Raw genomic sequence first — 18878 nt, forward strand, 5'->3', positions numbered from 1 at the left:
TCGCAGGGCAAGGCTGGGGAGATACGGGCGGGCGGGTGGGAGAACCCGCCGCGGAGCGGCGGAGAACCCCGGCCCGCCGCGGAGCGGCGGAGAGGCCCGGCCGCCGCGGAGCGGCGGCGCTGTCCGCCCCGACGGCTAGTCTCACGGCATGGGTTTGAACACGTCCGCCGACACCCCCCTCCCCGTAGGCGAGGTCTCGCGCCTCATCGGCGGCTGGATCGACCGGCTCGGCGCCGTGTGGGTCGAGGGGCAGATCACTCAGCTGTCCCGGCGCCCCGGCGCGGGCGTGGTCTTCATGACGCTGCGCGACCCGTCGCACGACATCTCGGTGAGCGTCACGTGCTACCGCCAGGTGTTCGACGCGGTCGCGGACGTCGTGTCCGAGGGCGCCCGCGTCGTCGTGCACGCCAAGCCGGAGTGGTACGCGCCGCGCGGCCAGCTGTCCCTGCGGGCGGCGGAGATAAGGCCGGTCGGGGTCGGTGAGCTGCTCGCCCGGCTGGAGCAGCTGAAGAAGACGCTCGCCGGGGAGGGCCTGTTCGCCGCCGACCGCAAGCGGCCGCTGCCGTTCCTGCCGCAGCTGATCGGCCTGGTCTGCGGCCGCGCCTCCGCCGCGGAGCGCGACGTCCTGGAGAACGCCAGGCACCGCTGGCCCGCGGTCCGCTTCGAGGTGCGCAACGTGGCGGTGCAGGGCGTGCACGCGGTGCCGCAGGTGGTGCAGGCCGTCAAGGAGCTCGACGAGCACGCCGAGGTCGACGTGATCGTCGTGGCGCGCGGCGGCGGCAGCGTGGAGGACCTCCTGCCGTTCTCGGACGAGCAGCTGGTGCGGACGGTCGCCGCGTGCCGTACGCCGGTCGTGTCGGCGATCGGCCACGAGCCGGACAACCCGCTCCTCGACCACGTGGCGGACCTGCGCGCCTCGACGCCGACCGACGCCGCGAAGAAGGTCGTACCGGACGTCGGCGAGGAGCTGGAGCGGGTCGCGTTCCTGCGGGAGCGGGCGCGGCGCAGCGTGGCGGCGTTCCTGGAGCGCGAGGAGCGGGGCCTGGCGCACGCCCTCGCCCGGCCGTGCATGGAGCAGCCGCACCGCATGGTCGAGGAGCGCGAGGAGCAGGTCACGGCGTACGTGGACCGGGCGAGGCGCACGCTCGGGCACCTCCTCGACCGCGCGGAGTCGGAGCTGACCCACACGCACGCGCGCGTGGTGGCGCTCTCCCCCAAGGCCACGCTCCAGCGGGGGTACGCGGTGCTGCAGAAGCAGGACGGCGCCGTCGTGCGGGCGGCGGACGAGGTGACGGGCGGCGAGGAGCTGCGCGCGCGGGTCGCCGAAGGCGAATTCCCGGTACGGGTCGACATCTAGGGTGGGCGCATGACCAGCAAGACGGACGAAACCGCCGGTACGGCGGGCGCGCTCGGCTACGAGCAGGCGCGGGACGAGCTCATCGAGGTGGTACGCCGCCTGGAGGCCGGAGGCACCTCGCTCGAGGAGTCCCTGGCCCTGTGGGAGCGGGGCGAGGAGCTGGCGGCGGTGTGCCGGCGCTGGCTGGAGGGCGCCCGGGCCCGGCTGGACGCCGCGCTGGCCGACGAGGACTGAGGCCCGGCCGCAACGGGCCCGCCCCGCCCCGCCCCGGCGGAGCCCGCCCGCCCCGCACCACCCCGCCCCGGATGTTGCGTAGCTCACCTCGCCCCGACTTTAGTTGAAGATTGAACCTCACTGGCGTAAGGTCATCCTCACGTCCCCGCTCCATGACGTACGGCCCGCCGCCGTACGACGACGCTCTGAGATTGAGAAGGCTGAAACAGATGTCCCTCGTTCTTGACCCCGCCGCCCAGGACCTGCTCTTCCGCGAGGCCCGCACCGCCAACACCTTCACCGACGAGCCCGTCAGCGACGAGCAGATCCAGGCCATCTACGACCTGGTCAAGTTCGGCCCGACCGCGTTCAACCAGTCGCCGCTGCGCGTGACCCTGGTGCGTTCGCCGGAGGCCCGCGAGCGCCTCGTGCAGCACATGGCCGAGGGCAACCGCCCGAAGACCCTGACGGCCCCGCTCGTCGCCATCCTGTCGGCGGACAACGAGTTCCACGAGGAGCTGCCGGAGCTCTTCCCGCACTTCCCGCAGGCCAAGGACGTCTTCTTCGCCGAGCGCCCGGCCCGTGAGCAGGCCGCCGGTCTGAACGCCGCGCTGCAGGCCGCCTACTTCATCGTCGGCATCCGCGCCGCGGGCCTCGCCGCGGGCCCGATGACCGGGCTCGACTTCGCGGGCGTGCAGAAGGAGTTCCTGGACGACGACCACACCCCGCTGATGGTCGTGAACATCGGCAAGCCGGGCGACGACGCCTGGTTCCCGCGCTCCCCGCGCCTCGCGTACGACCAGGTCATCACGACCGTCTGAGCGAGCGACGCCCCGCGGCGCACCACCCCGCACCGCACGTCAGAGGCCCCCGGCACGTCGCCGGGGGCCTCTGGCCGTCACGGGGTGCGCTCACCGCGGTGAGCGCGGAGCCGCGCGGGTCAGCCCGCCTTGACCGGCTCCACCGGGGTCCGCTTCATCTCCAGGGACTGCGCCATCGTCGACAGCTGGCCGAACGGGGCCGAACCGAGGACCACGGTCGTGGCGCCCTTGTCCTGGAGCACGAGGGCGTTGTAGCGCGCGCCCTTGTAGCGCTGCCACGTCTTGCCCGCGATCTTCTCCGTCGCGTCCGTCTTCCGGGCCTCCTGCGTGGCCTCGTCGATGAACTCGGACGGCTTGCCGGTGGACTGCTTGACGGCCACGTACTCACCGGCCGGGTCGAGGAAGCCCAGGTGCCAGCTGTTGTGGGCCGCCCCGTTGTACCGGACCGAGGTGGGCTTCCAGGACGCCGGCAGGCCGCTGGGGGCCGCCACCGGATATGGCGCCGCCCGCCGGGCCGTCAGGAGCTCGACGCGGTAGTCGACCCGCTCGACCGGGTCCTTGGACTCGTCGTGCGGGATGAAGACGTAGATGGCCGCCACGACGATGCCGATGACGGCCATCGAGAGCAGCATGTTCCGCACGGTCTGTTTGCCAGTTCTGCCTGCCACGCCCCCCATCGTCGCAGGTCCCCGGCGGGGCTCTCGCGCGGCCCCTCCCGTCCCGCGCGCCCGCTCATGCGTGGGGCCCCCTGCTCACTTTGTCGACCTGCGGATAGAGTCAAGGCATCACCCTCATCCGGCCGTCGTCGTATCAGAAAGGTGCGTCTCGATGACCGAGCATCACCACCTGCCGTCCGAATTGGAGGTCTCCCCGGAGGCCCCCGACCGCAACCTCGCCCTGGAACTGGTCCGGGTCACCGAGGCCGCCGCCATGGCCGCGGGCCGCTGGGTCGGCCGCGGCGACAAGAACGGAGCGGACGGCGCGGCCGTGCGCGCCATGCGGACCCTCGTCCACACCGTCTCGATGAACGGCGTCGTCGTCATCGGCGAGGGCGAGAAGGACGAGGCGCCGATGCTCTTCAACGGAGAGCGCATCGGCGACGGCACCGGCGCCGAGGTCGACATCGCCGTCGACCCGATCGACGGCACCACCCTCACCGCCAAGGGCATGCCGAACGCGATCGCCGTGCTCGCCGCCGCCGACCGCGGCACCATGTTCGACCCGTCCGCCGTCTTCTACATGGACAAGCTGGTCACCGGCCCCGAGGCCGCCGACTACGTGGACATCAACGCCCCGGTGTCGGTGAACATCCGCCGCGTCGCCAAGGCCAAGAAGTCCGCCCCCGAGGACGTCACGGTCGTCATCCTGGACCGGCCCCGGCACGAGGGCATCGTCAAGGAGATCCGCGAGACCGGCGCGCGCATCAAGTTCATCTCCGACGGCGACGTGGCCGGTTCCGTCATGGCCGTGCGCGAGGGCACCGGCGTCGACCTGCTCATGGGCGTCGGCGGCACCCCTGAGGGCATCATCAGCGCCTGCGCCATCAAGTGCCTGGGCGGCGTCATCCAGGGCAAGCTGTGGCCCAAGGACGACGCGGAGAAGCAGCGCGCGCTCGACGCGGGCCACGACCTGGACCGCACGCTCACCACGAACGACCTGGTCAGCGGCGAGAACGTGTTCTTCGTCGCGACCGGCATCACCGACGGCGAGCTGCTCCGCGGCGTGCGCTACGGCGCCGAGATGGCCTCGACCCAGTCCCTGGTCATGCGCTCCAAGTCCGGCACCATCCGGAAGATCGACTCCGACCACCGGCTCGCGAAGCTGCGCGCCTACAGCGCGATCGACTTCGACCGGGCCAAGTAGTCAGGCCGGACGGGCGGGCCAAGTAGACCCACCCCGCGCGGCGGCGAACCGCGCGCAGACGACGGGGGCGCTCCGTGCGGGGAGCGCCCCCGTTGTCGTACGTCGTACGCGCCCGAGGTCCCGGGTCGTGCGGCCGGGCGGCGTGCGGGTGCTAACCCGCGGCCGCGACCGCGCCGGTCGCCGTGCGGGTCGCCTTCTTCAGCTCCAGGTCGCGCCGGCGGCGGCGGGCCAGGACCACCCGGCGCTCGGCGGCGGTCAGACCGCCCCACACGCCGTACGGCTCGGGCTGGAGCAGGGCGTGCTCGCGGCACTCGACCATCACGGGACAGCGCGCGCAGACCCGCTTCGCGGCCTCCTCGCGGGAGAGGCGCGCGGCGGTGGGCTCCTTGGACGGAGCGAAGAACAGACCGGCCTCGTCGCGACGGCAGACGGCGTCGGAGTGCCATGGGTTGTCCTGGTCCCGCTCGCGCACTGGCACCCCGCCCCACGCAGCCGGCTGCGCTCGTGCAGAGGAGGCCCCCTCGGCCGGGGCGGCGACCTGCAGGGACTGATGCGTCGGTTGCAGCACGGTCTACTCCTGACGACGGCTTCGCGAGCGAGAGACGATGCACGAAGCTCTACCCGCTGTGTGCGGGCCTATGCACTGCGTCCCGGTGCACGGAAGTTCCGGTTCCTGATACCGGGTCCGCCTGGCCGAAACGTGCCGTCGCCCTGGAGCCGTCGCGCGCGCCGGGCGCGCGGCGGCGTACTCAGCCCTCCTGGCGTTTGCGCAGCAAGCCGCGCAGGTCGCGGATGAGCTTGCCGCGCCGCGGGCGGGCCGTGAGGTCGCCGAAGACGGTGAAGCCCTCCACGAAGACCACCGGAGCGTCGCGCTCCGCCGATTCGAGGGTGTCCACTTCGAAGGTGCCGAAGACAGCGGTGCCGCGGCCGCGCAGCGACACGTTCTCCGGGACGCGGACCTTCACGTCGCCGAAGACGGCGAAGCCCTTGACGACGACCTGCCGGTGCCGGAACGTCGCCTCGCTGAGGTCGATGACCACGTCGCCGAAGACGGCGTACGCGTGCGTGCGGCGACCGGGGCTCCAGCGGCCCCTGCGGATCGCGTCGCTGAAGATCCCGTACAGCGTGTCGTCGGCGCTCTCGGGGATCGCGCCCGGCGACGGGCGCGCGGGGGCCTTCGTGAAGGAGGTCCTGCCGCCGGGGCCCTCGGGGTCCGGCAGGTCCGCCAGCTGCGGCTCGATCTCGGCGAGCGTCTTCGCTCCATAGACACCGTCGAGCCGCTCGCTGTGCTCCTGCGGGTCGATGCGGCCCGTGGCCAGCGCGTCCGCGAGGACGTCGGCGGCCCGCTCTCGATCGGCGTCCGAGGCCCTGAGCTGCGGCGGGGCCGTGGTGGGAGGGGTCGGGGAACGCTTCTCTAGGTCCACGGCGCCAGACTACCCAAACGCGATAGATCGCGACTACCCCTCGATGGGCCGCGAATGCTCCGCGCACCCAAGTGAGCCTTACCTCACCAGCACCCCGCTCCCCGCCCGTTCTACGCTGGTCGGGCGCCGCCAATGGAGGCGAGCGCCGCGCTGTCTGCCAAGTGAGGAATTGGGCGTCATGCCAGAGTTTGCGTACTCCGATCTGCTCCCGCTGGGAGAGGACACCACCCCGTACCGGCTGGTGACCGCCGAGGGCGTCTCCACCTTCGAGGCCGACGGGCGCACCTTCCTCAAGGTCGAGCCGGAGGCGCTGCGCAAGCTGGCCGAGGAGGCCATCCACGACATCCAGCACTTCCTGCGGCCCGCGCACCTGGCCCAGCTGCGCCGCATCGTCGACGACCCCGAGGCGTCGGCCAACGACAAGTTCGTCGCCCTGGACCTGCTGAAGAACGCGAACATCGCGGCCGCGGGCGTGCTGCCCATGTGCCAGGACACCGGCACCGCGATCGTCATGGGCAAGCGCGGGCAGAACGTGCTCACCGAGGGCGGCGACGACGAGGCCCTGAGCCGCGGCATCTACGACGCGTACAAGAACCTGAACCTGCGCTATTCGCAGATGGCTCCGCTCACCATGTGGGAGGAGAAGAACACCGGCTCCAACCTGCCCGCGCAGATCGAGCTGTACGCGACCGACGGCGGCGCGTACAAGTTCCTCTTCATGGCCAAGGGCGGCGGCTCCGCCAACAAGTCGTTCCTGTACCAGGAGACGAAGGCCGTCCTCAACGAGGCCTCGATGATGAAGTTCCTCGAGGAGAAGATCCGTTCGCTCGGCACGGCCGCCTGCCCGCCGTACCACCTGGCGATCGTCGTCGGCGGCACGAGCGCCGAGTACGCCCTGAAGACCGCCAAGTACGCCTCCGCGCACTACCTGGACGAGATCCCGGCCGAGGGCTCCGAGCTCGGCCACGGCTTCCGGGACAAGGACCTGGAGGAGAAGGTCTTCGAGCTGACGCAGCGGATCGGCATCGGCGCGCAGTTCGGCGGCAAGTACTTCTGCCACGACGTGCGCGTGGTGCGCCTGCCCCGGCACGGCGCCTCCTGCCCGGTCGCGATCGCCGTGTCCTGCTCGGCCGACCGCCAGGCCGTCGCGAAGATCACCGCCGAGGGCGTCTTCCTGGAGCAGCTGGAGACCGACCCGGCGCGCTTCCTGCCGGAGACCACGGACGAGCACCTGGGCGAGGACGAGAACGTCGTCAAGATCGACCTCAACCAGCCCATGGACGACGTCCTCGCCGAGCTCACCAAGTACCCGGTCAAGACCCGGCTCTCGCTGACCGGCCCGCTGGTCGTGGCCCGCGACATCGCGCACGCCAAGATCAAGGAGCGGCTCGACGCGGGCGAGGAGATGCCGCAGTACCTGAAGGACCACCCGGTGTACTACGCGGGCCCGGCGAAGACCCCCGAGGGCTATGCCTCCGGCTCCTTCGGCCCGACCACGGCCGGGCGCATGGACTCCTACGTCGAGCAGTTCCAGGCGGCGGGCGGCTCCAAGGTCATGCTGGCCAAGGGCAACCGCTCGCAGCAGGTCACCGACGCCTGTGCCGCGCACGGCGGCTTCTACCTGGGCTCGATCGGCGGCCCCGCCGCGCGCCTCGCGCAGGACTGCATCAAGAAGGTCGAGGTCGTCGAGTACGAGGAGCTCGGCATGGAGGCGGTCTGGAAGATCGAGGTCGAGGACTTCCCCGCGTTCGTCGTCGTCGACGACAAGGGCAACGACTTCTTCCAGAACCCGGCCCCCGAACCGACGTTCACGTCGATCCCGGTCCGGGGCCCGGGGCTGGCGTAGCGCGTGCGGGCGGCGGGGGATGGATTTCGCCCCCGCCGCCCCTACCCGTCCCGTCACCAGGGGCTGTGCCCCTTCTACCCCCACGTGCGGGTCGGTTGTGGCTGGGCGCGCAGTTCCCCGCGCCCCTTCGGGGCGCGTCTCTTACGCGAACCGCTGGTTCGCCGCGTGTGTGCACTTCTGGAGGCGCAGCGGGTCCTTCGGGCCTGACAAGGTCAGGCAGAGCTCCGTCGCCGCAGCGGGGCGCAGGGTGCCGGACTGGCGCACGAACTTCTGGTTGGTGCCGCCGTGGCAGTTCCAGAGGGTGACGGCGGCACCCTCCTTGTACGCGCCCTCGGGCACGTCCACGCAGCGGTCGTGCGTCAGGCCGGTGCGCAGGGCCTGCTGCTCGGTGTCGTACCACCAGGTCTGGTTGCGGTTGCCGGTGCAGTCCCAGCCCTGGACCTTGGTGCCGTTGCGGCTGTTGGAGGCGTCGGCGTCGAGGCAGGAGCCGGTGGCCTCGTTCTTCAGGGGCCCGAACGCGTCGTCCCAGCCGCCCTTGTGGAGCTTGGCACTGCCCGTGCTCGCCGGGTCCGCGCAGCCGCCCTCCGCCCAGCCCGAGTCGTAGAGCTGGGTGAGGCAGGACGCGAAGGCGCCGTGGCCGCGGGCGTTGGGGTGGAAGGACTGGCGCACCGAGTTGGAGTCCGGCGGGAAGGGGTTGGACAGCTCGACGTACAGGCCCCGCGCCCAGGTGTCCTCCGTGCAGACCTCGTGGCCGTGGAAGAGCCGGGAGTTGTCGAGGTAGGTGGCCCCGGTGCTGCGCGCGGCCTGCCGGATGCCGCGCTCGAAGGCGGGCACGGCCTCGTTGCGGCCCCACTGGGTGTCGGAGTCGTAGCCGAGGCCCCCGCAGGCCAGCTTGCCCGGGAAGTTCGGGTTGTCGCGGAAGTCGGGGCCGATCGGGCTCGGGTAGCCCATGACGACCAGCTTGTAGTCGCTGCCGGAGTACCCGGCCTGGCTCATGACGGTGCGCAGGTCGCGGACCGTCTGCTCGACCTTCGGCACGAGCGCGTCGACGCGGGCCTGCCAGCCGCCCGCGTACTTGGGCGCGCACGGGCCCTGGAGGGTGAGGTAGCGGGTCACGCAGTCGGTCATGACGGGGGCGAACTGGAGGTCGTCGTTCGCGCCGATCACCAGCATGATCGCCTTGATCCTGGTGTTGCGGGCCTTGATGGCCAGGTTGTCGCTCTGCACCAGCTCGTCGGCGTACTGCTGCTGCCCGCCGATGCGGACGTTCGCGGTCGTCGCCCCCGAGCAGGCGACGTTGTACGTGACGTCGACGGGGATGCCCGTGCGGTGGATGGCCGCGTCGGGCGAGCGGTGGCACCAGTTGTCGGGGCCGTCCGTGCCGGACTCGTAGCGGCCGATGCCCTCGCCGCTGATCTCGCTGTCCCCGAGCGAGATCAGGCCGGTCTTGCGCTCGGCGAGCGGGCGCTCGGCCGCGTCGCCGTACAGCTTGGTGGCCTCGGCCGCGCGGATCTTCTCCAGGTCCGCGGGCAGCGGGGCGGCCGTCGTGGCCGGACCCTTCGGCCCCGCGGGCGCGGCCTGGGCGGGTGCCGCCGCGAGGGCGCCGCCGAGCAGGGCCGCCAGGGCCGTGGCGGCGGTGACCGTGGTTCGCAGGCGGCCCGCGCCGCCGTTCCTGACGCGTGTCGTGCGCTTCATTGCGCCTCCCCGGTTTGGTGTTACCCAGGGTTTTTACTGGTGGGTAGGGGCCTTGGGAATACTCCGAACAAGACAAGAGCTCAACTTTCCGAGGCAGTTGCACGTTCTTTGAGGCAGTTGCGGACGATACGGAACGGAAGGACAGTCGGACCATGAGCGGCGGCGCAGGCAACGACGGCAGCGGCGAGTACCGGATCGAGCACGACTCCATGGGCGAGGTGCGGGTCCCCGCGGACGCCAAGTGGCGTGCCCAGACCCAGCGCGCGGTGGAGAACTTCCCGATCTCGGGGCAGCGCATCGAGCGCGCGCACATCGCCGCTCTCGCCGAGATCAAAGCGGCGGCGGCGCAGGTCAACGCGCGCCTCGGCGTGCTCGACAAGGACGTAGCCGACGCCATCGCGGACGCGGCCCGCGAGGTCGCCGACGGGCGCTGGGACGACCACTTCCCCGTCGACGTCTTCCAGACCGGCTCCGGCACCTCGTCCAACATGAACACGAACGAGGTCCTGGCCACGCTCGCCACCGAGCGGCTCGGCCGGGACGTACACCCGAACGACCACGTCAACGCCTCGCAGTCGTCCAACGACGTCTTCCCCTCCTCCATCCACATCGCCGCGACGGCGGCCGTCACCGGCGACCTGATCCCGGCCCTGGAGCACCTGGCCGCCTCCCTTGAGCGCAAGGCCGCGGAGTTCGCCGACGTCGTCAAGTCCGGGCGTACGCATCTGATGGACGCCACGCCCGTCACCCTCGGGCAGGAGTTCGGCGGGTACGCGGCCCAGGTGCGCTACGGCGTCGAGCGGCTGCGGGCCTCCCTGCCGCGCCTGGCCGAACTGCCGCTCGGCGGCACCGCCGTGGGCACCGGCATCAACACCCCGCCCGGCTTCTCCGCCGCGGTCATCGCCGAGGTCGCGCGGGCGACGGGCCTTCCGCTCACCGAGGCCCGCGACCACTTCGAGGCGCAGGGCGCGCGCGACGGCATCGTCGAGACCAGCGGGCAGCTGCGCACCATCGCCGTCGGCCTCACGAAGATCTCCAACGACCTGCGCTGGATGGCGTCCGGGCCGCGCACCGGGCTCGCCGAGATCAGCCTGCCCGACCTGCAGCCCGGCTCCTCGATCATGCCGGGCAAGGTCAACCCCGTGATCCCCGAGGCCGTCCTGATGGTGGCCGCCCAGGTGACGGGGAACGACGCGACCGTGGCCACCGCGGGAGCCGCGGGCAACTTCGAGCTCAACGTGATGCTGCCGGTCATCGCCAAGAACGTCCTGGAGTCGGTGCGGCTGCTCGCGAACGCCTCGCGGCTGCTCGCCGACCGGACGGTCGACGGCGTGGTCGCGCACCGCGAGCGGGCCCGGGAGTACGCCGAGTCCTCGCCGTCCGTCGTCACCCCGCTCAACAAGTACATCGGGTACGAGGAGGCGGCGAAGGTCGCGAAGCGGGCCCTTGCCGAGCGGCGGACCATCCGCGAGGTCGTCCTCGACGCCGGCTACGTCGACCGCGGCGACCTGACCCTGGAGCAGCTGGACGAGGCCCTGGACGTCCTGCGGATGACCCGTCCGTAGGGGAGCACCCGGCAGGGTCGCGGTGACGGGTCCTAATATCTGTTCATGACAGACGACCGCGACGGAAGCACGGCATCGGCGAGCGCCCGGCGTTGGGCGCCGGGGACCCACATCCTCTGGCGCTACCGCGCCAACGGCGGGGACGGGATCCACATCTGCCGACCCGTCACCGTCGTGGAGGACTCGGCGGACCTGCTTGCCGTCTGGCTGGCACCGGGCACGGAGTGCGTGCGCCCGGTGCTCGCCGACGGCACCTCCGTGCACGAGGAGCCGCTCGCCACCCGGTACACCAAGCCGCGCACGACCCGCCGCGGCCACTGGTTCGGCACCGGCGTCCTGAAGCTGGCGCGGCCGGACGAGCCCTGGTCGGTGTGGCTGTTCTGGGAGCCGGGCTGGCGGTTCAAGAACTGGTACGTGAACCTGGAGGAGCCGCGCACCCGCTGGTCCGGCGGCATGGACTCCGAGGACCACTTCCTCGACCTGTCCGTGCTCCCGGACGGCAGCTGGCGGTGGCACGACGAGGACGAGTTCGAGCAGGCCCGGCGCGCCGGCCTGATGGACGACGAGCGGGCGGCGGCGGTCCGCAGGGCCGGCCGCGAGGCCGTGGCGGCGATCGAGGCGTGGGGCACTCCCTTCGCGGACGGCTGGGAGCGGTGGCGGCCCGACGCGAGCTGGCGCATTCCCGCCCTGCCGGGTGACTGGGACCGCACGCCCGCGCATGTCTCCTCATGAGACCCTTGATGCGCCCCCGTGGTTCAAACGTAGGATCGTCCTCCGCAAGGGCGCACAGCAGCAACTCTTGGTGCCCCCGCGCGGCCTGACAGGATGTCATCGAGGAGCGGCTCAACGTGAGCGAGGAATACGGAGTGCGTGGCGGCCGCGACCGCACGGGCCAGGCCGAGGCGTTCGACGCCATCGGCACGGCGTACGACGTCGCGTTCCCGCACAAGGAGGGCCAGCTCGCGGCCGGAAAGAGACTCGTCGCCGAACTGCCCGCCGGGTCCCGGGTCTTGGACGTGGGCTGCGGCACCGGGCTGCCCACGGCCCGTCAGCTCACCGGCGCGGGGCACACCGTGCTGGGTGTCGACCTGTCAGCCGGAATGCTGGACCTCGCGCGCGGGAATGTACCGCCGCCCGCGGCCGAGTTCCGTCGCCTCGACCTCGCCGACCTGCGGATCGACGGCGAAGGACCGGGCAGTGTGGGGCAGTTCGACGCGATTGCCTGCTTCTTCGCGCTGTTGATGCTGCCCCGGGAGGAGATACCGTCTGCTCTTCGGCTGCTGCGGTCGCTGCTCAGGCCCGGTGGTCTGCTCGCGCTGTCCATGGTCGAGGCCGACCTGGATGACGCGGCGATTCCGTTCCTGGGGCACGTAATCCGGGTATCCGGTTACCTGCGGGACGAACTGCGGCAGGTCGTGCGGGACGCCGGTTTCGACATCGCCCACGAGGAGTCGTACGCGTACGCCCCGGCGAGCACCGACGCACCACCTGAGCACCAGTTATTCCTGCACTGCCGACGCGGCTGAGCAACGCTTGGACGGCGCGCGCGGCGCGCAGCCCCGGACGGACGGATTCAAAACGCGTGACGGAGCACCTCAGCCCCTACGAGGGCCGCAAGGCACCAGTTGCCCGGCCCCCCGCCCCCGCGGATCCCCGCGGGGCGCTGCTGCGTACCCCGGAGCCGGAGGTGCGCGGCTCCGCGGGGGTGAACGCCATGCCCGCGCAGGCACGTACGGGTGAGCAGGACGCGGGCAGCGAGCACGCCCAGTCGTCGTCGACGGCGGCCACGAACGGACCCGGCGGCCACCGGCCGCGGCCCGCCCCCGAGGGCGTTCCCGGCCAGGCGCACACCGGCGCGGGCGAGGCACGGCCCGCCACCGAGCTCCCGTCCGCCGCGGTCCCCGGCCCGCCCGGGGGCGCCGAGCGCCGCTCGGGGCGGCCGCGGCCGCCGGGCCCGGCCGCGATGCGGCGCGACGGCGACCGGCTGCGCTTCGTGGGCGCGGCGACGCGGCGCATCGCCCGCGGCATCGACCTCGACGAGATCGTGATGGGCCTGTGCCGGGCCACGGTCCCGACGTTCTCGGACGCGATCCTCGTCTATCTGCGCGACCCGCTGCCGGTGGGCGACGAGCGCCCCGCCGGGCCGCTGCTGCTGCGCCTGCGCCGCACCGACCGCATCCCCGAGGACCAGGACACCGACGGCGGCACGCTGCCCGCGCTCCAGGTGCAGTCCGACCTGTCGACGGCCGCCGAGCTGTGCGAGGTCCGGGTGGGCAGCGCGCTCGCGGAGGTCCTGCGCGGGGTGCGGCCGGTGTTCGCGGACTCGTCCGCGGCGCTCGGCGCCCTTCCGGAGCTGCTCGGCGAGGGCCGCGCGGTCCCGGGCGGGCAGCGGGCGATCCTGGCGCCGCTGCGGGGGCGGCGGCGGGTCATCGGCGCCGCGGTGTTCCTGCGCCGCCCGGACCGGCACGCCTTCGAGGCCGACGACCTGCTGGTGGCCGCCCAGCTGGCCACGCACAGCGCCCTGGGCATCGACAAAGCGGTCCTGTACGGCCGCGAGGCGTACATCGCGGACGAGTTGCAGCGCACGATGCTGCCCGAGACCCTGCCGCGCGCCACCGGCGTGCGGCTCGCCTCGCGCTACCTCCCGGCCGCCGAGACCGCCCGCGTCGGCGGCGACTGGTACGACGCGATCCCGCTGCCCGGCAGCCGCGTGGCGCTCGTCGTCGGCGACGTCATGGGCCACTCCATGACCTCCGCCGCGATCATGGGCCAGCTGCGCACCACCGCGCAGACCCTCGCCGGGCTGGACCTGCCGCCGCAGGAGGTCCTGCACCACCTGGACGAGCAGGCCCAGCGGCTCGGCTCGGACCGCATGGCGACCTGCCTGTACGCGGTGTACGACCCGGTCTCGCACCGCATCACCATCGCCAACGCGGGCCATCCGCCGCCGGTCCTGCTGCACCTGGGCGGGCGCGCGGAGGTCCTGCGCGTGCCCCCGGGCGCGCCCATCGGCGTGGGCGGCGTGGACTTCGAGGCCGTCGAGCTGGACGCCCCGGCGGGCGCGACGCTGCTCCTGTACACGGACGGGCTCGTGGAGTCCCGCCTCCGTGACGTGTGGACCGGCATAGAGCAGCTGCGCGAGCGGCTCGCCGCCACCGCCCAGCTGACCGGGCCCGACCATCCGCCGCCCCTGGAAGCGCTGTGCGACGAGGTGCTCGACATGCTCGGGCCCGGCGACCGCGACGACGACATCGCGCTGCTCGCCGCCCGCTTCGACGGGATCGCGCCCAGCGACGTGGCGTACTGGTTCCTGGAACCGGAGGACGCCACTCCGTCGCGTGCCCGCCGGCTCGCCCGCAGCGCCCTGGAGCGCTGGGGCCTGACGGACCTGAACGACGCGGTGGAGCTGCTGGTCAGCGAGGTCGTCACGAACGCCGTGCGGTACGCCACGCGCCCGATCACGCTGCGCCTGCTGCGGACCGACGTGCTGCGCTGCGAGGTGGGCGACGACGTGCCGCAGCTGCCGCGGCTGCGCCAGGCGCGCGCCACGGACGAGGGCGGACGCGGCCTCTACCTGGTCAACAAGCTGGCGCGGCGCTGGGGCGCCACGCGGCTGAGCACGGGAAAGGTGGTCTGGTTCGAGCTGAACCAGACATGAGCCGGGCCTGAGCGGGCACCCGGACCCAGCCGCTGCCAGGTCCGGCCCCCGGGCTCGGCCGTGCCCTGCCCGGCCCGGCCCGGCCGAAAAGTTGCCGACACCTTGTCGGCGTCGTTGACTGGCGTGGTGAACGAAGCGACCTGACCCCCTCTCCGACGGGAGGACGCGCTCGTGAGCGAGGCGCCCCGCACGGTCCCCTCCACCACCGACAACGCCGGTGTTCCGGTCGAGAGCGACGAACATTCGCTGACCGTCGACGCGAACGGTCCGATCCTGCTCCAGGACCACTACCTGATCGAGAAGATGGCCCAGTTCAACCGCGAACGGGTGCCCGAGCGCGTGGTGCACGCCAAGGGCTCGGGCGCGTACGGGACCTTCGAGGTCACCAACGACGTCAGCCAGTTCACCAAGGCCGACCTCTTCCAGCCCGGCAAGCGCACGGAGATGCTGGCCCGCTTCTCCACCGTGGCGGGCGAGCAGGGCTCCCCCGACACCTGGCGCGATCCGCGCGGCTTCGCGCTGAAGTTCTACACGGAGCACGGCAACTACGACCTGGTGGGCAACAACACCCCGGTCTTCTTCGTCCGCGACCCGCAGAAGTTCCAGGACTTCATCCGCTCGCAGAAGCGCACCCTCGACAGCGCGGTGCGCGACCACGACATGCAGTGGGACTTCTGGACCCTGTCGCCGGAGTCCGCGCACATGGTCACCTGGCTGATGGGCGACCGCGGCATCCCGAAGACGTACCGCCACATGAACGGCTACTCGTCGCACACCTACATGTGGATCAACGGCGGCGGCGAGAAGTTCTGGGTGAAGTACCACCTCAAGACCGACCAGGGCATCGACTTCCTCACCCAGGACGAGGCGGACGACCTCGCGGGCAAGGACGGCGATCTGCACCGCCGCGACCTGTTCCAATCGATCAAGCGGGGCGAGCACCCGAGCTGGACGGTCAAGGTCCAGATCATGCCGTTCGACGACGCCCCGGACTACCGCTTCAACCCGTTCGACCTGACGAAGGTGTGGCCGCACGGCGACTACCCGCTCGTCGAGGTCGGCCGGATGACCCTGCACAAGAACCCCGAGGATTTCTTCGTCCACATCGAGCAGGCCGCGTTCGAGCCCTCCAGCATGGTGCCGGGCATCGGCCCGTCCCCGGACAAGATGCTGCTCGGCCGGCTGTTCTCGTACCCGGACACGCACCGCTACCGCATCGGCCCCAACTACCAGCAGCTGCCGCCGAACCGGCCGCGCTCCGCCGTCCGCTCGTACGCGAAGGACGGTCCGATGCGCTACGAACCGGCGAACGTCGCGCGCCCGTACGCGCCCAACTCCTACGGCGGCCCGTCCGCCCCCGTCCAGGAGTCCGTGGACCCGGCGGGCTGGCGGACCGCGGGCGAGATGGTGCGCGAGGCGTACAAGCTGCACCGCGAGGACGACGACTTCGGGCAGCCCGGCACGATGGTGCGCGAGGTGCTCGACGACGCGGCGCGCGACCGCCTGGTGTCGAACATCAGCGGGCACCTGCTCGACGGCGTCTCCCGGCCGGTCCTCGACCGGGCGCTGCGCTACTGGCGCAGCGTGGACAAGGACCTCGGCGACAAGGTCGCGGCGAAGGTCGACGGCGCCGGGCGGAGCTGACGGGCCGCCGAGCCGACCGGTATGCGAGAAGTGCCCGGAACCAGCTGGTTCCGGGCACTTCTCGTCCTGCTCCGCCTGTTCCGCGCTACTCGTCCGCGCGCGACGACGCTACTCGTCCGAGCGCGACGATCTGTCGGCTCGCTGGTCGTCCGGGTCGTCCGGGATCCCGAAGGTGGGCGACGTCGGGGTCGTCGGAGTCGTCGGCGGCTTCGTCGTCGGCTCCGTGGGCGGTGGCGTCGTCGGCGGCTTCGTCGACGGCGGCTCGGTCGTCGGGGGCTTCGTCGACGGCGGCTTGGTGCTCGGCTTGTCCTTGTCGTCCCGCTCGGTGGGCCGGGTCGTCGGGGCCGACGGCACCTGCGTGGTCGGCTCGGGCGGCGGCGCGACGGCGGCACCCATGTCGGTGTCCAGCTTGAACTTGGTGCGCGAGCCGGTCGCGTTGAAGGTGTACGCCGCCCAGATCTCGGCCGGGAAGCTGCCGCCGTCGACGCGCGGCTTGCCGCCCGCGCCCCGCATGGACACCTGGGTGCCCCGCTTGACGTCGCCGTCGTCCTTGGGCTGCTCGCCGAACAGGCCGACCGAGGTGACCAGCTTCGGCGTGTAGCCCACGAACCAGGCCGACTTGTTGTCGTCGGACGTACCGGTCTTGCCCGCGACCTGCTGACCCTTGCGGGTGGGCGCGTCGCGCACCGACGTGCGGGCGGTGCCGTCGTCGACCACGCCGGTGAGCACGGACGTCACCGAGTCGGCCGCGCCCCGGCTGATGACCCGGTCGCCGATCGCCCCGGGCAGGTCGACGGTGCGGTCCTTGTGCTCGACCGACTTCACCAGGCGCGGGGTGACCTTGACGCCGTGGTTGTCGAGCGTCGCGTACGCCCCGGCCATCTCCAGGGGGCTCGCCCCCATCGTGCCGAGCGTCTGCGCGGGCACGGCGGGCAGACCCTTGGTGCTCATGCCCAGCTTGCCCGCGACCTCCAGGACCTGGTCCATCTTCACGTCCACGCCCATCTGCGCGAAGGCGGAGTTGATGGACTTGTTCATCGCGGTCTGCACGGTGACGGGCCCGTAGGACTGGTCGTCCTCGTTCGGCGGCGCGAACGCGATGTCGCTGCCCTTGACAGGGCGCTCGCTGCGGCCGCTGTAGATCGTGTTCGCCGTGATCGGCTTGCCGTCCTGCGTGGTGGCGCCCTTCTCCAGGGCGGCGGCGAGGATCAGCGGCTTGAAGGTGGAGGCGGGCTGGTAGTCGGTGCGGGTCGCGTTGTTCCTGAAGTGCTTGAGGTAGTCGTCGCCGCCGTACATCGCGACGATCGCACCGGTCTTCGGGTCCACGGACACCGCGCCCGCCTGGACGCGCGCGTCGGCCTTGCTCTTCTTCGGGTCGAGGCGGTCGTTGAGCTTCTGGTCGACGGCCTTCTCCAGCTGGCGCTGCTTCTTGCGGTCGATGTTCAGCGTGATCGTGTAGCCGCCCGCCTTGAGCTGCGCCTCGGCCTCGGACTTGGTGTAGCCCTGCTCCACCAGCTGGCGCTGGACGATCTCGTTGGCGAACTGGACCAGGTAGCCGGTCTGCCCCTTCATGCCGGGCGCGACCTTCGGCGGGCGCGGGGTGGGGAACGTCATCCCGTCGCGCTTGCCGGAGTCGAGCCAGCCCTCCTCGACCATGTTGTTCAGGACGTAGTTCCAGCGCTCCTTGACCAGCTTCCTGCCGGTGGGGGTCGCGGACGTCCAGTCGTAGGAGCTCGGCGCCTGGAGCAGGGCGGCGAGGTAGGCGCCCTGCGAGACGCTCAGCTTCGCGGCGTCGATGCCGTAGTAGGCCTGGGACGCGGCCTGGATGCCGTACGCGCCGCGGCCGTAGTAGCTGGTGTTGATGTAGCCCGCGAGGATGTCCTCCTTGCTCTTCTCGCGGTCCACCTTCAGCGAGATGACCAGCTCTTTGAGCTTGCGCGTGACGGTCTGTTCCTGCGACAGGTAGTAGTTCTTGACGTACTGCTGGGTGATCGTGGAGCCGCCCTGCTTGCCCTTGCCGGACAGGGTGTTGAGCACGCCGCGCGCGGTGCCCTTGAAGTCGACGCCGGTGTCCTTGTAGAAGGACTTGTTCTCGGCGGCGACGAAGGTGCGCTGGACCCCCTTGGGGATCTCCTTCAGGTCGACGATCTCGCGGTTGACCTCGCCGTCGCGGTACAGGACCGTGCCGTCGCTGTACTTGATGATGTTGCTCTGCTTCTTCGCCAGGGCGTTGCCCTTGGGGATGTCCACCACCAGGTAGAGGATGACGAAGCCGAGCATGCCGAGCAGGATGACGCCGAAGAAGTAGCCGAGGAGCTTCTTCCAGGTGAAGAAGCGGCGTATGCCGGTGCGCTTGGGCTTGCCGCTGCGGGTGCGCCGCACCGGGCGGCCGCCGGAGTCGCCGGAGCCGGAGCCGGTGCCGGCCGGTGCGCCCTCGGCGGGGCTCGTACCGGCGTCGGCGGACGTGCCGGCGTCGGCAGGCGTGCCCGTGGCAGGCTCGCCGCCGGACGGGCGGCCGCGCGCTGCCCGGCGCGCATCGCGCTGCCGCGCTTTTCGCTCTTCCGCTCGGCCCATGACTGTGGTCGCTCCGCTTCTTCTCGTGCCCGTCTCGTGCCGCTCGTACGTCTCGTACTGCCCGTACGGGTCAGGTCAGCTCACGAAGCTAACACCGCACCCAAGGACAAAAGGCGCCCAATCCGGTCTTTTGCGGACGTGACAATGAGCACCCACACCAGGGGAACCCTTGCCGCTCCACCGGAATCGACTCCTTGAGGACGCGGACGGTTGCCTCC

Annotated in this window: 15 protein-coding genes; 10 read left to right on the top strand and 5 right to left on the bottom strand. The window is 71.6% G+C overall.

What is annotated here, in order from left to right:
• Positions 1 to 148: 148 nt before the first annotated feature.
• The 3 genes from xseA to IG74_RS0101580 all read left to right on the top strand — a co-directional run bounded on the left by xseA (position 149) and on the right by IG74_RS0101580 (position 2391).
• Entirely contained in the window at positions 149 to 1357 is a 1209-nt protein-coding gene (gene xseA, locus IG74_RS0101570) for an exodeoxyribonuclease VII large subunit (RefSeq protein ID WP_030668226.1), read from the top strand.
• 9 nt (positions 1358 to 1366) lie between these two features.
• A complete protein-coding gene (locus IG74_RS0101575; RefSeq protein ID WP_030668228.1) occupies positions 1367 to 1591 on the top strand; it encodes an exodeoxyribonuclease VII small subunit in 225 nt (74 codons plus the stop codon).
• Between the two features lie 209 nt (positions 1592 to 1800).
• Positions 1801 to 2391, top strand: a complete 591-nt coding sequence (locus IG74_RS0101580; protein WP_030668231.1) for a malonic semialdehyde reductase — start codon at positions 1801 to 1803, stop codon at positions 2389 to 2391.
• Between the two features lie 119 nt (positions 2392 to 2510).
• On the opposite strand, the gene IG74_RS0101585 is transcribed toward IG74_RS0101580, so the two are convergent.
• Entirely contained in the window at positions 2511 to 3059 is a 549-nt protein-coding gene (locus IG74_RS0101585) for a DUF4245 domain-containing protein (protein ID WP_030668234.1), read from the bottom strand.
• Between the two features lie 160 nt (positions 3060 to 3219).
• Between IG74_RS0101585 and glpX the strand changes: the two genes are divergently transcribed.
• Positions 3220 to 4254, top strand: coding sequence for a class II fructose-bisphosphatase (glpX, locus tag IG74_RS0101590; RefSeq protein WP_030668237.1), 1035 nt, complete (start codon positions 3220 to 3222; stop codon positions 4252 to 4254).
• A 151-nt stretch (positions 4255 to 4405) separates the two neighbouring features.
• On the opposite strand, the gene IG74_RS0101595 is transcribed toward glpX, so the two are convergent.
• Both IG74_RS0101595 and IG74_RS0101600 read right to left on the bottom strand, forming a co-directional pair.
• Entirely contained in the window at positions 4406 to 4822 is a 417-nt protein-coding gene (locus IG74_RS0101595; RefSeq protein ID WP_030668241.1) for a WhiB family transcriptional regulator, read from the bottom strand.
• A gap of 181 nt (positions 4823 to 5003) precedes the next feature.
• Positions 5004 to 5678, bottom strand: coding sequence for a DUF1707 SHOCT-like domain-containing protein (locus IG74_RS0101600; protein ID WP_030668244.1), 675 nt, complete (start codon positions 5676 to 5678; stop codon positions 5004 to 5006).
• A 178-nt stretch (positions 5679 to 5856) separates the two neighbouring features.
• Between IG74_RS0101600 and IG74_RS0101605 the strand changes: the two genes are divergently transcribed.
• Positions 5857 to 7524 carry a fumarate hydratase gene (locus IG74_RS0101605; RefSeq protein ID WP_030668247.1) on the top strand — a complete coding sequence of 556 codons (1668 nt, stop codon included), beginning with the start codon at positions 5857 to 5859 and terminating at the stop codon, positions 7522 to 7524.
• A gap of 141 nt (positions 7525 to 7665) precedes the next feature.
• Here the strand turns inward: IG74_RS0101605 and IG74_RS0101610 are convergent, their stop codons facing one another.
• Positions 7666 to 9219, bottom strand: a complete 1554-nt coding sequence (locus IG74_RS0101610) for a ricin-type beta-trefoil lectin domain protein (RefSeq protein WP_030668249.1) — start codon at positions 9217 to 9219, stop codon at positions 7666 to 7668.
• Positions 9220 to 9371: 152 nt separating this feature from the next.
• Here IG74_RS0101610 and IG74_RS0101615 point away from each other — a divergent pair, with 152 nt between their 5' ends.
• The 5 genes from IG74_RS0101615 (at position 9372) to IG74_RS0101635 (ending at position 16086) form a co-directional block, all read left to right on the top strand.
• Positions 9372 to 10784: a class II fumarate hydratase gene (locus IG74_RS0101615; protein WP_030668251.1), complete on the top strand. Its 1413-nt coding sequence runs from the start codon at positions 9372 to 9374 to the stop codon at positions 10782 to 10784.
• A 45-nt stretch (positions 10785 to 10829) separates the two neighbouring features.
• The gene (locus IG74_RS0101620; protein WP_030668253.1) at positions 10830 to 11516 is read left to right on the top strand and encodes a DUF402 domain-containing protein; all 687 of its coding nucleotides are present in this window, start codon (positions 10830 to 10832) and stop codon (positions 11514 to 11516) included.
• 116 nt (positions 11517 to 11632) lie between these two features.
• The gene (locus IG74_RS0101625; protein WP_030668255.1) at positions 11633 to 12310 is read left to right on the top strand and encodes a class I SAM-dependent methyltransferase; all 678 of its coding nucleotides are present in this window, start codon (positions 11633 to 11635) and stop codon (positions 12308 to 12310) included.
• A gap of 56 nt (positions 12311 to 12366) precedes the next feature.
• The gene (locus IG74_RS0101630; protein ID WP_030668257.1) at positions 12367 to 14442 is read left to right on the top strand and encodes a SpoIIE family protein phosphatase; all 2076 of its coding nucleotides are present in this window, start codon (positions 12367 to 12369) and stop codon (positions 14440 to 14442) included.
• Between the two features lie 171 nt (positions 14443 to 14613).
• Positions 14614 to 16086 (top strand): catalase, encoded by a 1473-nt coding sequence (locus tag IG74_RS0101635; protein ID WP_030668259.1) that lies wholly within the window; start codon positions 14614 to 14616, stop codon positions 16084 to 16086.
• A gap of 108 nt (positions 16087 to 16194) precedes the next feature.
• Here the strand turns inward: IG74_RS0101635 and IG74_RS0101640 are convergent, their stop codons facing one another.
• Positions 16195 to 18660 (bottom strand): transglycosylase domain-containing protein, encoded by a 2466-nt coding sequence (locus tag IG74_RS0101640; RefSeq protein ID WP_030668261.1) that lies wholly within the window; start codon positions 18658 to 18660, stop codon positions 16195 to 16197.
• Positions 18661 to 18878 lie beyond the last annotated feature (218 nt).

The organism is Streptomyces sp. NRRL B-1347 (assembly GCF_000720325.1).
GTDB lineage: Bacteria > Actinomycetota > Actinomycetes > Streptomycetales > Streptomycetaceae > Streptomyces.